Origin of the sequence: Haloarchaeobius pelagicus, from assembly GCF_051207375.1 — an archaeon.
Lineage (GTDB): Archaea > Halobacteriota > Halobacteria > Halobacteriales > Natrialbaceae > Haloarchaeobius.
In genome coordinates, this window is the sequence record NZ_JBPJZD010000002.1 from 422,427 (window position 1) to 436,000 (window position 13,574).

The window sequence follows — 13,574 nt, forward strand, 5'->3', positions numbered from 1 at the left end:
GCCTGAGTTACCGGACGAGCAACTCGACCGGGTGTCGAATCCCCTGCGAGAGCAGGTCGCCTAACTGCTCGGTGCAGGAGGTCCCCGACGCGACGACGGTCCGCTCGCCCGCGAACTGCTCGCGGAGCGGTTCGCCGACGGTCATGCTCATCTCGTAGTACTCCGACTTGTAGCCGAAGCTCCCGGCCATGCCACAGCACTCGGTGTTGGAGGTGCGGACACTGGCTCCACAGTCCTCCAGCACCGCGACGGTGTACGGTTCCAGCCCGAGGGTCCGCTGCTGGCAGTGGCTGTGGTAGGCCACCTCGGAAGGTGGCGATTCCAGGGCACTCGAATCGGCCCCGTTCTCGAGGAGACCATACAGGTACTCCATCACCTCGTAGCTCGCGTCGCTCAGGCGCTCGTGGGACTTCGGCGCGAGGAACTTCTCGTACTCGCGGTCGAACATCGCGAGGGCCGAGGGCTCGACCACGACCACGTCGTGGTCCGCGTCGATGTGTTCGGCGAGGCTCGCGTACACCTCGTGGGCGTGGTCCGCTGCAGTCGAAACCATGCCCTGCGAGAGCGGCGCGCGCCCGGACGAGGCCACCTTCGGGACCCTGACGTGGACGTTCAGGGCTTCGAGCGCCCGGACCGCGGCCTTCCCGCGGTCGACCAGCACGTGGTTGGTGTAGAGGTCCGGATAGAGGACGGCCTCGCGGTCGGCCTCCTCGGCGGAGACGGTCGGGCCTCGCGAGTCGAACCACTTCACCAGCGTCTCGCGCTGGAATTTCGGTAACTCGCGACGGCGGTCGATGCCGAGGAAGCGGTCCATCCCGGCCCGGACCGGTTCCGAACTGGCCACCCAGTTCGAGACGGGGGCGGTCGCACTCGCCAGCTTCGCGACCGTGTCGAAGTTCCCGAACAGGCGCGTGCCGAGGTCCAGTCCAGCGGGCTCCTCGTCGGGTGTCAACCCCTCCACGAGATGGTCGAAGGCGTCGGCGTCTACGCCCCGGTTCACGCGGTCGCGGACGACCGTGTTTATCCAGGGGATATCGATCTTGACGGGGCAAGCGTTCACGCACCGGGTACAGCCGGTACACATGTCGTTGAACTCCGCGGCGCTGTCGAGACCGTGAACGCCGGCCTCCCAGCCGGTGCCGATGCCGCCGGAGTAGGTCTCGCCGCCGAAGCCGTGGCCGCCGACGGCCTGGAAGTTGCCACACGAGTTCGAGCAGGCGCCACAGCGGATGCAGTACAGCGTCTCGCGAAGGTGCTCGTCCTCGCGCATGTCGAAGCGACCGTTGTCCAGCAGCACGAGGTGGAACTCGCGGTCCTCGCCCAACCCGCGCTCGTCGGTCTCGAAGTCGAAGGTCGGCGAGTCCGTGGGTGGGGTGAACAGCGAGATGTACTGCGAGATGTCCTGCCCCGTGGCCGCCTTCGAGATGATGTCGATGAAGGGTCCGAGTTCGCGAATCGAGGGGATGAGTTTCTCCACGCCCGCGACCGCGACGTGCGTATCGGGCGTGACCGCGCACTTGCGGGCGTTGCCCTCGTTCGTGACGAGCGCGATGGTGCCCGACTCCGCCATCACGAAGTTCGCGCCCGTGACGCCCACGTCGGCCTCCATGATGCGCTCGCCCAGGTAGTCCCGGGCGAACTTCGTCATCTCCTCGGCCGTTTCGAGGGGTTCCTCGGGCTCGAATACGTCGTTGAGCAGGTCGGCGATCTCCTCGCGGGACTTGTGCAGTGCCGGGCCGACGAGGTGGCTCGGGGATTCGTCCGCGAGCTGGATGACGAACTCACCGAGGTCGGTCTCGTACACGTCGACCCCGGCGTCCGCGAGGGCGTCGTTGAGGTCCGTCTCCTCGGTCGTCATCGACTTCGACTTCACGAGCGTCTCCGCCGATTCGGACTCACAGACCTCCTCGACGTAGCGGTTCGCGTCCGCCGCGTCCTCGGCGAGGTAGACCGTCCCGCCGTTGGCCTCCACCGACGCCCGAACCGTCTCGATGAGGTGGTCGAGGTTCGCGATGGCGTCCTCCTTGATGGCCCGTGCCGCCTCGCGACTGTCTTCCCAGTCGTCGAAGCGGTCGATGGCCGCGTAGCGCTTCTCGTTCTTGTCCTGGACGCTCGGGCCGATGTTCGGGCCCTCCGCGTCGAGCAGGTGACGAATCTCCGCCGCCTTGCGTCTTCGTTCTGTGCTCATCTGTCTTCGATGACGATGACGTGTACTTCGTTCGGGCCGTGGACCCCTTCGACGAGGCCACCCATGTCGGCCGTCGCGGACGGACCGGTCGCGAACACGTAGGAATCGCGCCCGGATTCGAACTCGTCGGCGAGCCAGTCGACCGCGTCCCGGGTCCCGACGACGAGCGCGCTGGCCGCGACGACCGCGACGTGGCGGTTCGGGTAGAGACTCACCGGCTCGTCGCCCTCCGGCGTCGACCGGATGAGGATGCTACCGAGCGCGGCGACACCGAGGCGGGCGGGCGTGACACCCGTCTCGGCGTCGGCGAGGTCGGACGGACCGGGGTCGGTCGCCACCGATTCCGGGAGGCCGACGCCCTCGAACGGGAGCGGTGTCCCGACAGTGGGCGCGTCGACCGCCGCCGCGATTGCGGATTCGGCGTCCGCCGCAGGGACGACCTCGACGGTCGCCCCGGTCTCGGCGACCGACTCCGTGAACGCGTCTGTGATACCCGTACTCATACCCCGAGGTACGTCTTCCGAAGGGCGTCGTCTTTTCGGAGTCGCTCCGTGCTGACCTCGGCGACGATCTGTCCCTCGTCGAGGATGTAGTGGCGCGACCCGATGGCGAGCGCGGCCGCGACGTTCTGTTCGACGAAGAAGACGGTCACGCCCTTCTCGTCGTTGATGTCCGCGATGATGTCCTCGATGCGCCGGACGATGTAGGGCGCGAGCCCCTCGAACGGTTCGTCGAGCAGCATCAGGTCCGGGTTCGCGGCCAGCGCCCGGGCGATGGCGAGCATCTGCTGTTCGCCCCCGCTCATGTTCCGGGCGTGCTTCTCCCGCATATCGTCGAGTTCGGGGAAGAACTCGAGGACCGCGTCGACCGACAGCGAGTCGTCGACGGTGTTCACCGCGAGCTTGATGTTCTCGACCACGGTCAGTCGCGGGAAACAGCGTCGCTTCTCGGGGACGATTGCGATGCCCCGGTTCGCGCGCTGGTAGGACTTCAGCCCGAGGATGGACTCGCCGCGGTAGCGGACGTCGCCACCGGTCACCTCGGGCACGTCACCGCCCATGATGGCCCGGATGGTCGTCGTCTTGCCCGCGCCGTTGCGGCCGAGCAGCGAGACGAGTTCTCCCTCGTGGATGGAGAGGTCGACGCCGAACAGCACCTGTCCCGTCTCGTACCCGGCTTCGAGGCCGGCCACGTCGAGGACGACCGGGCCGTCGGCCACGTCTCCCTCTGCGTCCGATTCGCCGTCGCGTGGTGTCGCTGTGTCAGAACTCATAGTTCCTCCCTGATGCCGCCGAGGTAGGCGTCCTGGACCCGTTCGTCCGCCTGGACCTCCTCGGGCGTGCCCGTCGCGATTATCGAGCCGCGGTTGAGCACGCTGATGCGGTCGCTGATGGAGAGCACGACGTCCATGTCGTGTTCGATGAGGACGAGCGTGAGCCCCAGTTCGGACTGGAGCGACTGGATGAGTTCCGCGGTCGCGTTCGTCGCGTCCGGGCTCATCCCCGAGGTCGGCTCGTCCAGCAACAGCACGTCCGGGTCCGTCGCGAGCGCCATCGCGATACCGAGGCGGCGCTGGTCGCCGTGACTCAGGTTCTTCGCGAGCGTGTCCGGGTCGGCGTCGAGGCCGACGCGCCGGAGGTGCTCGCGGGCCGCGTCCTCGCCGACCTCGCGGTGGTCGCGGAACAGGTCCCAGCTGAAGTCGCCGCGCTCGGTGGTCTGGACCACGACGCGGACGTTCTCCAGGACGGTCTGGTCGGCGAACAGTTCGTTCGACTGGAACGACCGCGCCAGCCCCTGGTGCGGGCGGTCGTACTCCGGGTCGTCCGTGATGTCGGTGCCGTCGAGGTAGATGCGCCCCGCGGTCGGTTCCAGGGTGCCCATGACGGAGTTGAACAGGGTGGTCTTCCCGGCCCCGTTCGGACCGATGACGGCCCGGAGTTCGCCCGGTTCGATGCCGAGCGAGACGTCGTCGACCGCGGTCACCTCGCCGAAGGTCTTCCGGAGACCGTCGGTGGCGAGGGCGGCCTCGCTCTTTGGGACCGCCTGGTCGACGTCGACGTCCATCTTGCCCGGTGCCTCACCGCTCATTCGGCATCACCCCGGACCCGCGTGACGAGTCGGGAGATGCGACCGGTGAGGAAGCCCCAGACGCCTTCGAGCGGGGCCGCCACGACCACGATGACGAAGATGCCACCGAGGAAGAACGGCCAGTCCGCGGCGAGGTCGAGGCTCACGATACCGAGGTCTAACACCCCGAAGTCGGTGAGGAACTCCTCGGCGAACTGCCAGAGGAACACCCCGGCGATGGGGCCGAAGAAGTACCGGACCCCGCCGAGCACCGCCATCAGGACGGTGTCACCGCTCGTGGTGACCGAGAGCGTCTCCAGTGACGCCCCGAAGTCGTTGATGGAGAGCAGTGCCCCGGCGAGGGCCGCGAACATCGCGCTCAGGGTGAACGACTGCACCTTGTAGCGCGTGGTGTTCACGCCCATCGCGCGGGCGAGGTTCTCGTTCTCGCGGATGGCCACCAGCGACCGCCCGAACGGCGAGCGCGTGATCTGCCAGAGCGCGAGCATCGCCGCGAGGAACACCAGCGCGACGAACCAGTACCAGTCGAGCGAGCCGAAGCCCGCGACGTCGAACGGGAGGGGCAGGCTGAGTCGCCCCCGGGTCGTCTCGACGAAGCCGGGCAGGACGCCCTGCGAGATACCGTTCGAGCCACCGGTGAGTTCGCCGGGGTTCTTGTTCGCCGTGAAGTGGATGGCCTGGGCCACCGCCAGCGTCAGGAAGGCGAAGTATATCTCGCCCTTCTGCACCGTGAGTCGGCCGATGCCATACCCCAGGCCGGCCGCGAGAACCATCCCGAGTACTGTCGAAAGGGGGAACCCGAGCACGGGGAAGCCCGCGTGCCCGGAGACGCCCAACGCGGCGGCGTACATCCCGATGCCGAGGAACATGGCGTGCCCGAACGAGAGTAATCCTGTATAGCCGAACAGCAGGTTGAACGCCGCGACGTACAGCATCCAGATGAGCATCGTGGCCGCGATGGCCTCGAACCCGAGCAGGAACGGGAGCGAGACCAGCGGTTTGAGCAGCACAACGAGCGTGACGAGGCCGAGCGGGATGCGGTAGCGCTGGGCCAGCGCCTTCGCCGTGGCGAGGGCGTCGGAGTCGCGTTCGGCCTCGCCGTGGACCGTCTCGCCGCTCATTCGAGGAACCCCTCCTCGCCGAACAGGCCGCGTGGTCTGACCAGCAGGATGAGCACCATCACCAGATAGGGCACGATGCCGCCGATGTCCGCGCCGAGGAGGCCGATACCGGTGACCTCCGACAGCGCGTCGCCGACCGCCGGCACGAGGAAACGCGCCTCGCCGATGATGATGCCGCTGACGACGCTGCCGAACAGGCTACCGACGCCGCCGACAACGACCACGACGAACGCGAGGATGACGAACGTCTCGCCCATCGTCGTGTTCATCGTGTACTCGGGTGCATAGAGCGCGCCGGCGAGGCCGGCGATGGCCGCCCCCACGAAGAACATCGTGGTGAAGCGGAACGGAAGGTTCACGCCGACGAACTCGGTCATCTCGCCGTCCTGGACGCCGGCCCGGACGGTCAGGCCGTAGTCGGTCTTCGAGATGAGCGCGTAGACGGCGACGACGGTGACGACCGCGACCGCGACGATGAACAGGCGGAACGCGCCCACCTGCGTCGGGCCGAGGTCGACGCTCGCCGCCAGCAGCCCCGGCTTGTCGTAGCCCAGCGGCTGGGTGCCCCAGTGGCTCTCGATGACCTGCTCCATCATCATCGTCAGGCCGAACGTCGCGAGCAGGCTGACGATGGGGTCCTGGTCGTACAGGTACCTGAGAACCGTCATCTCGAGCAACACGCCGACGACCCCGACGAAGACGGGGACGAGCACGAGGGCCGCCCAGAACGGCAGCCCCAGCGTGACGACGACCGAGTACGAGGCGTACGCGCCGAGCATGAAGAACGCCCCGTGGGCGAAGTTCACGATGCCCATCAGCCCGAGGATGAGCGACAGCCCGAGCGTGATGAGCACCAGGACCATCCCGTAGACGAGGCCACCGATGGCCTGGTCGATGAACAGCCCCGGGTCGACCGCCGCCGTGATGCCCAGCAGGACGAGCGTCACGACGCCGACCGCCCACCAGACGGGCGAGACGTTCACGAGTCGTTCACGCGTGAGTTGTGTCGTGCTCATCGACTGTTAGAACGAGCACCCCGTGTCGGCCACCGAACGCGCCACGTCGTCCCCCGCGAACGTCTTGGTCGCGGTGAACCAGCGCTTGTAGGGGTCGTCCTGCATGTCGCCCTCCGGGAGCGCCTCCATGCTGAACGTCGGCTGGATGAGCTGGTGGTCGCCCTCACGCCAGTACATCTTCTCGCCGCCCTTGATGTCCTTCGCGGGCGAGGTGACCTCGTGGCCTTCGAGGGCCGACCGCATCTCCTCGGCACCCGAGGAATCCGCCCGGACCGCCGCCCGGACCGCCTGGTCCATCGAGACGTAGCCGAGGTAGTGCCGGACGTAGGGGCTGGTCTCGGAGTTCTCCGCGACGCGGGTCGCGAAGTCGTTGCTGGCGCTGTTCTCCACGCCGGGGCCCCAGACCTGGCCGGCCGCGTCGAGCACGCTGGCCGCCTTCTTGTCGTTGTAGACCGCGTCCTCCAGCTGGTGCATCGCGAGGACGTGGTCCTCGTGCATACCCTTCGCGAGGAGCTGGTTGGTCGCCTTGCGGAGGTCCAGCCCCGCGACGAGCATGCCGATACCGTCCGCGTCGGCGGACTTCGCCTCGTTGAGGTACGGCGCGTAGTCGTCGTTGGGGAACGGCGTCGCCGACTTCCCGACGACGGTCTTGCCCTGCGATTCGAGGATGCGCGTGACCGCCGCCTGGGCGGTCTGCCCCCACGAGTAATCGGAGTACAGCAGGTACCAGTTGTCCGCCTGGTTCGCCATCTCCTCGCCGATGGTCGCCGCGAGCATCGAGTTCGAGGTCGTCGGCCGGAACACGTACTTGCTACAGCCGCTCCCCGTGAGCGCGTCACTGTGTGCGCCCGTCGGGAAGTAGACGACCTCGTTCTGCGAGGCCCACTCGCCCATCTTCAGCGCCACGCTGGAGGAGACCGCACCCATGGTGAAGTCCGCACCGTCCTCCGTGACGAGTTTCTTCATCCGGCTGACGCCGGTGCTCGGTTCCAGTTTCGTGTCGCCGGTTTTGATCTCGATGTCGACGCCGAGTTCGTCCTTGAGGTCCTCGACCGCCAGCTTCGCGCCGTCGAGCGCCGACTCGCCGAACACGGCGAACGGGCCGGACAGCGAGGTCGTGTAGCCGACTGTCAGCGTGTCGGTGCCGCCACCGCCACCACCCAGGCCGCCGAGACAACCCGAGAGTCCGGTGAGGCCGGCCACCCCGGCCGCGCCGAGGGTCTTCAGTGCAGTGCGTCTACTCGTTCCCGTGCCGCGATTGTTGGTGCCACCCATGACATTCCATTTCAAACCCGGTGGTATAAGCACCTATGGTAGCCTCTCCCAGAGTCACCGATGAATTTACACTCGAGCGCTGGAATAATCAAGAACTCACAGAACCTGTGTTAGTTTGCCACAAACTACCAAATTATCACGGGCTGGTATGATACAGGAAACGATTGCCAGGTACACCGCCGACACCGTCGGCGCGACGCGAGCCCGGCCGATTCGTCCTGCCGAGTTCGAGAATCGCACTGGGGGAAACCGATGCCCGAGACGAACGCACTTTTTTACCCCCCGGTTGCGTAGCGTTCCCCATGAAGTTCGTTATCGTGGGCTACGGTCGAGTCGGAACCCGAACCTGCCGCATCCTCGCGGAGGAGGGACACGAGGTAATCGTCGTCGACAACGACTACGACAAGGTCCAACGTGCACGCAAAGAGGGCTTCACCGTCGTCGAGGGCGACGGCGAGGAGGAGGACATCCTCGAAGAGGCCGGTATCGCGGACGCCGACGCCATCGCCGCACTCACGCCCGACCTGAACGTGAACTTCACCGCCTGCATGGTCGGCAAACACCACGGGGCCCGTACCGTCTTGCGCATCGACGAGGACTACCGCGAGGACATCTACGAGAAGTACGCCAACGACGTGGACGAGGTCATCTACCCCGAACGCCTCGGGGCTGCAGGCGCGAAGACCGCCATGCTCGGCGGCGACTTCAACGTCCTCGCGGACATCACGGAGAAGCTCCAGTTCTCCGTGTTCGAGATTCCGGCGGACTCTCCGCTCGTCGGCAAGCGCGTCGTCGAAGTCGACCTCCCGGAGGAGGCCCGCATCTACGCCCACGGCCACGCGAACGAGTCCCTGACCATCCCGATGCCGACCACGAGCATCGAGGCCGGAGACCAGCTCGCCGTCGTCGTCGAGACCGAACGCGTCGGTGAGGTGCGAGACGCACTGTCGGCCTGACCGCAGGCAGCACGCTCGTTTTCGTCGGATATCGAACGCACAGTGACGACGGTCGAGTCGTACCGGAAAGGGGGGAAGAGGAGCGATGTGGGGGGAGAGACAGCGGTGTGCCGGGGTGCGCGCCGAGTGAGGATGGGATCGCGAGGCCGTCGGACCGCGCACCCGGTTTCAGCCATCCGCGGAGACAGTATAAAACTACGTCAGACACCCGTCAGACCCCGTATGAACGGCTGTGGTTCCTGCAGACGGTGCCGGTATCTGCGACGGGCCAGTACCCAGCTGGCCGGGGCGACCACACTTTTGCCAGGGCGGTGAGTCGTGGCGACCATGCGAGGAACCGGACTGCCGCTTGTGACGCCGTTCGCCGACGACGAGAGCATCGACGCGGCCGCGCTCCGTGCCCTGGTCGCGTGGGTCGAGGACGCGGGCGTCGACTTCATCGTCCCCTGCGGGTCGAACAGCGAGGCCGCGTTGCTCACACCCGAAGAACGGACGCGGGTGGTCGAGATCGTCGCCGACGAGACCGACCTGCCCGTGCTCGCGGGGACCGGCCACCCCGGCCTGCACCAGACCCGCGAGCAGACCGCGGCCGCGGCCGAAGTGGGTGCGGACGCCGCGCTGGTCGTCACCCCGTTCTACCACCAGCACGACCAGGCGGCCATGGCCGACTACTACCGGGACGTGGCCGACGCGAGTGCCATCCCCATCTACCTCTACAGCGTCCCGAAGTACACCGACACGGTGCTCCAGCCCGAGACGGTCGGCGAGCTGGCGACCCACCCCAACATCGCTGGCATCAAGGACTCCAGCGGGAGCCTGGAAGCGCTCCAGCGGACCGTCTCGCGCACCGACGACGCCGACTTTGACGTCCTCGTCGGGAGCGGGAGCATCTACGCCGCCGGCCTCGACTACGGTGCCGCCGGCGGCGTGCTGGCGATGGCGAACGTCGTCCCCGACCTGGCCAGCGAGGTGTACGCGCGACACCAGTCAGGGGATATCGACGGCGCGCGCAGCCTGAACCAGTCGCTCGTCGAACTGAATCGCGCCGTCACGGCAGGGCACGGCGTCCCCGGGCTGAAGGCCGCCATGCGCCACCGCGGGCAACCGGCCGGCCGGACGCGACGGCCGTTCACGCCGGTCGACGACGAGGCGGAACGGGACCTCGCCTCACTCGTCGACGGGGCGCTCGACACCCCGGTCTGACGCCACCGCCCGGGTCGCGGTCGCCTTGGCGGTCACGACGACCGGTGTGCCCGCTTCCAGCCCCAGTCGCGCCACGCTGTCTATCGTCACGAGCGCCGAGAGCGGCGCATCCGCGCCCACGTCCACGGAAACCGTGGCGATGGCCTGCCCGGCATCGACCCCCGTCACGGTCCCCTCGAACCGGTTCCGGGCGCTGGTGCCGCCGGCAGCCGGCGCGTCGGCCGGCTCGTGGAGCGTCACCGCGTCCGCGCGGAGCCAGACCTGCACGGCGGTCGCGTCGGGGGGAACCAGTGCCCGCACCCGGCCGGCAGCGGTCTCGACCGTCCCGAGTTCCCCGTCGCGGTCCACGACGCTCCCATCCAGAACGGTCTCGTCGGCCTCCGCGACGCCGGCGAACTCGGCGCTGAGGCGCTGGAAGCGAGCGAGCAGCTCCCGGGCGTGGGGCGTGAGCTGACTGCCACCACCACCCGAGCCGCCGCGGGTGCGCTCCACCAGCGACCCGAACGTCTCCTCCAGCGTCTGCAGCCGGGCGAGTGCCCGGGCGTACGAGCGACCGAGGTCGTCTGCCGCCCGGTTCAGCGAGCCGGCGTCGTCGATGGCCCACAGCAGCGTCGCGTCGTCGGCCCCGAAGGTCACGTCGCCCGACCGAAGACCAGCCTCGAAGTCGCCCTCCATGGCCAACCGTCCGCGACCCGTCGGCAAAACCGTTATGTCACCCCCGTCGAAACACCGTTGTATCTATGTCGGAACAACGCTACTCGCGCCGAACGTTTCTCGCCGGCGCGGCAGCCACAGGGACCGCAGCACTCGCCGGGTGTATCTCGTCGTTCACGGGCGGGAGCGGCGGCGATACGGCGACCATCTTCCACGCTGGCAGTCTGGCTGCCCCGTTCGGGGATGCCGAGGGGCCGTTCGAGGAGCAACAGGACGCCGACGTCGTCCGTGAGGCGAAGGGCTCCGTGGGGTCGACCAGGAAGATAACCGAGCAGGGCAAGTCCGCAGAGGTGCTCGGCGTCTCCGACTTCCGGCTCATCCGGGACATGGTCCTGCCCGACCACGGCAGCTGGTACAGCATCTTCGCGACCAACTCGATGGCCATCGCCTACACCGACGAGTCCACCGGGGCAGACGAGTTCTCGACGGGGAACTGGTGGGAGGTCCTGTCCCGTGACGACGTGGCCGTTGCCCACAGCGACCCCGCGGTCGACCCGAACGGCTACCGCTCCCGGATGGCGATGAAGCTCGGGGCCATCGAGTTCGAGGGCGAACGCCTCTACGACGAGGAGACTCGGGACGCGCTCATCGAGCAGGCGGAGATCCCCTCGGGGACCGAGACGGAGCTCATCGCCCAGCTCGAATCCGGCGAACTCGACTACGCCTGGCAGTACAAGTCCGCGGGCAAGAGCCACGACGTGAACGTCATCGACCTCCAGCCGGCGGTCAACCTCGCCGTGGCCGACCAGAAACACGCCAAGCACTACGCGAAGGCGACGGTGAACGCCGGCGGGAACACCTACACTGGCGCGCCTATCGCCTACGGCATCACCGTCCCCGGCGTGGCCGAGAACCCCGACCTCGGCGCGCAGTGGGTCGAGTTCATGGCCAGCGACGACGGCAAGGCCATCCTGGAGGACAACGGGTTCTCCCCGGTCTCGCCGCTGGTCGTTCCCGAGAGCGGGAAGAGCAACGTGCCGGAGAGCGTCATGGCCATGGCCGAGGCGAAGTCCAGCCTCGGTCCCCTGGAACTGTAGCGCGGGGTTCTTCACTCCACACTCCCTGTTCGATGGCGATGGAAGACCAGACGGCGACCGGGACAGCCCCGATGAGCGACACGCTCGGCCGCGGCTCGCTCGCCGTCGCGGTCGCCACCGTCCAGTTCGCCGTCTTCGCCGGGCTGGTCGTCCTCGACATGCCGACGCTCTACGTCCCGTTCGCCCTCGCCAGCGCCGCCACGCTGGGGTACGTCAGCGACCGGGGCTGGTTCGGCCTCGCCACCGCGACCCTCGGCACGGTCCTCTTGCTGGCACTCGCCCTCCCACTCGGGCTGTTCGTCGCCCGCCAGAAACCCGCCCTGGTCGCCCAGGCCCTCACCGACCCGGCCGTCCACCAGATGCTCTACCTGACGATATACGCGCCACTGGTCGCGGCGGTCCTCGCACTCCTGTTCGGCGTCCCGCTGGCGTACCTGCTCGCCAGAGGCTTCCCCGGTGACGCGGTCATCGCGGCCCTCGTCGACCTCCCGCTCGTGGTTCCGCACTCCGTCGCGGGCATCCTCATCCTGTTCGGCTTCGGCCGCCGCGGCGTCCTCCCGGGCGTCTCGGTCCTCGGGACGATGGCCGGGATGGTGCTCGCACTCTCGTTCGTGGCCGCCCCCTTCGCCGTGAACGCGGCCCGTGACGCCTTCGAGGCGGTCGACCCCAGACTCGAATACGCCGCCCGGAGCCACGGTGCGACCCAGACCGACACGTTCCTGCGGGTGAGCCTCCCGCTCGCCAAACGCGGCATCGCAACCGGCGGGGTCCTCGCGTGGGCCCGCGGCGTCAGCGAGTTCGGCGCGGTCGCCGTCGTCGCCTACACGGTCGAGTTCTTCTACCCGCCCGCGTTCGACACGGTCCTCGGCACCCACGCCCCGGTGTACATCTTCCAGCAGTACAACCAGTCAGGACTCGACCAGTCCGGGTCGGTCGCGTTCGTCCTGCTCGTGCTCTCGCTCCTGATATTCCTCCTCGTCCGATGGCTCGGCTTCGGCCAGCTGGGTGGTGCCTCGTGAGCCTCGACTTCACCATCCAGTCCCGGTTCACCGCGCCCGGCGCCGAGCCGTTCACCGTCGACGCCGATCTGGCGGTCGAGACCGGCGAGACGCTGGTCGTCCTCGGCCCCAGCGGGAGCGGGAAGACCCTCTTGCTGGAGTGCGTCGGCGGCCACCACACCTACCACGGAACCGTCGCGAGCCACGGCCACGACCTCAGTGACGCCCCGCCGGAGCATCGCGACTTCGGCTTCGTCTTCCAGGACTACGCGCTGTTCCCGCACATGACCGCCCGCGAGAACGTCGCCTTCGGGGCGAAGTACCACGACGACACTGGCGACCCCGACGACCTGCTCGCAGACCTCGACGTGGCCGACCTCGCCGACCGCTATCCGGACACGCTCTCGGGCGGTGAGCAACAGCGCGTCGCCCTCGCCCGGGCGCTCGCCATCCAGCCCGACGTGTTGCTCCTGGACGAGCCACTGTCGGCACTCGACGCACCGACCCGTCGGGGCCTCCGGGGTGACCTCGCGGACGTACTGGACGAGGTGACGGCGCTGTACGTCACCCACGACCGGACGACCGCCCGGGCGCTGGCCGACCGCGTGGCGGTCATGCGCGACGGGCAGGTCGTCCAGGTCGGGAGTCCCGAGGAGGTGTTCGAGCGACCGGCCACCGCGTTCGTGGCCCGGTTCGTCGGCGCGAACGTGCTCCCCGGAAGCCTCGTCGGCTCGAAGGCCGAGTCGGTCGCGATCCGACCCGAACACGTCCGAATCGGCGACGGGGAGTACACCGGGACCGTCGAACGGGCGGCCCGTGAGGAGGCTGCGACCCGGGTGACGCTGGACATCGAGGGAACGACCATCGAGGCGCTGGTCCAGGACCCGCCAGCGGTCGGCGAGGCTGTCGCGGTGGGACTGCCCGCAGCACACCGCAGCCGGCTCGACGGGTAGTCAATTCCGACGGCCAGCACCGACG

Annotated in this window: 13 protein-coding genes; 5 read left to right on the forward strand and 8 right to left on the reverse strand. The window is 68.1% G+C overall.

Annotated features, from left to right (window positions below; translation table 11 throughout):
- Positions 1–7: 7 nt before the first annotated feature.
- The 7 genes from ACSC1S_RS14660 to ACSC1S_RS14690 are packed head-to-tail and all read right to left on the reverse strand — an operon-like array spanning position 8 to position 7,688.
- Positions 8–2,188 (reverse strand): LUD domain-containing protein, encoded by a 2,181-nt coding sequence (locus tag ACSC1S_RS14660; RefSeq protein WP_435364956.1) that lies wholly within the window; start codon positions 2,186–2,188, stop codon positions 8–10.
- A complete protein-coding gene (locus ACSC1S_RS14665) occupies positions 2,185–2,691 on the reverse strand; it encodes an LUD domain-containing protein (protein WP_435364957.1) in 507 nt (168 codons plus the stop codon). Before ACSC1S_RS14665 ends, ACSC1S_RS14660 begins: the two co-directional genes overlap by 4 nt.
- Entirely contained in the window at positions 2,688–3,461 is a 774-nt protein-coding gene (locus tag ACSC1S_RS14670) for an ABC transporter ATP-binding protein (protein WP_435364958.1), read from the reverse strand. Before ACSC1S_RS14670 ends, ACSC1S_RS14665 begins: the two co-directional genes overlap by 4 nt.
- On the reverse strand, positions 3,458–4,276 hold the full coding sequence (locus tag ACSC1S_RS14675) for an ABC transporter ATP-binding protein (protein WP_435364959.1): 819 nt from the start codon (positions 4,274–4,276) through the stop codon (positions 3,458–3,460). The genes ACSC1S_RS14670 and ACSC1S_RS14675 overlap by 4 nt, the downstream gene beginning before the upstream one ends.
- Complete coding sequence (locus ACSC1S_RS14680) at positions 4,273–5,397, reverse strand: branched-chain amino acid ABC transporter permease (protein ID WP_435364960.1); 1,125 nt, start codon at positions 5,395–5,397, stop codon at positions 4,273–4,275. The genes ACSC1S_RS14675 and ACSC1S_RS14680 overlap by 4 nt, the downstream gene beginning before the upstream one ends.
- Positions 5,394–6,413, reverse strand: coding sequence for a branched-chain amino acid ABC transporter permease (locus tag ACSC1S_RS14685; protein ID WP_435364961.1), 1,020 nt, complete (start codon positions 6,411–6,413; stop codon positions 5,394–5,396). Before ACSC1S_RS14685 ends, ACSC1S_RS14680 begins: the two co-directional genes overlap by 4 nt.
- Positions 6,414–6,419: 6 nt before the next feature.
- The gene (locus tag ACSC1S_RS14690; RefSeq protein WP_435364962.1) at positions 6,420–7,688 is read right to left on the reverse strand and encodes an ABC transporter substrate-binding protein; all 1,269 of its coding nucleotides are present in this window, start codon (positions 7,686–7,688) and stop codon (positions 6,420–6,422) included.
- 302 nt (positions 7,689–7,990) lie between these two features.
- Here ACSC1S_RS14690 and ACSC1S_RS14695 point away from each other — a divergent pair, with 302 nt between their 5' ends.
- The gene (locus ACSC1S_RS14695; protein ID WP_435364963.1) at positions 7,991–8,644 is read left to right on the forward strand and encodes a potassium channel family protein; all 654 of its coding nucleotides are present in this window, start codon (positions 7,991–7,993) and stop codon (positions 8,642–8,644) included.
- Between the two features lie 327 nt (positions 8,645–8,971).
- On the forward strand, positions 8,972–9,847 hold the full coding sequence (locus tag ACSC1S_RS14700) for a dihydrodipicolinate synthase family protein (RefSeq protein ID WP_435364964.1): 876 nt from the start codon (positions 8,972–8,974) through the stop codon (positions 9,845–9,847).
- On the opposite strand, the gene ACSC1S_RS14705 is transcribed toward ACSC1S_RS14700, so the two are convergent.
- The gene (locus ACSC1S_RS14705) at positions 9,812–10,522 is read right to left on the reverse strand and encodes a TOBE domain-containing protein (RefSeq protein WP_435364965.1); all 711 of its coding nucleotides are present in this window, start codon (positions 10,520–10,522) and stop codon (positions 9,812–9,814) included. The genes ACSC1S_RS14700 and ACSC1S_RS14705 overlap by 36 nt on opposite strands.
- Positions 10,523–10,587: 65 nt before the next feature.
- Here ACSC1S_RS14705 and ACSC1S_RS14710 point away from each other — a divergent pair, with 65 nt between their 5' ends.
- The 3 genes from ACSC1S_RS14710 to ACSC1S_RS14720 are packed head-to-tail and all read left to right on the forward strand — an operon-like array spanning position 10,588 to position 13,549.
- The gene (locus ACSC1S_RS14710) at positions 10,588–11,598 is read left to right on the forward strand and encodes an extracellular solute-binding protein (protein WP_435364966.1); all 1,011 of its coding nucleotides are present in this window, start codon (positions 10,588–10,590) and stop codon (positions 11,596–11,598) included.
- Between the two features lie 38 nt (positions 11,599–11,636).
- Positions 11,637–12,617, forward strand: a complete 981-nt coding sequence (locus tag ACSC1S_RS14715; protein WP_435364967.1) for an ABC transporter permease — start codon at positions 11,637–11,639, stop codon at positions 12,615–12,617.
- Positions 12,614–13,549, forward strand: a complete 936-nt coding sequence (locus tag ACSC1S_RS14720) for an ABC transporter ATP-binding protein (protein WP_435364968.1) — start codon at positions 12,614–12,616, stop codon at positions 13,547–13,549. The genes ACSC1S_RS14715 and ACSC1S_RS14720 overlap by 4 nt, the downstream gene beginning before the upstream one ends.
- Positions 13,550–13,574: the final 25 nt, after the last annotated feature.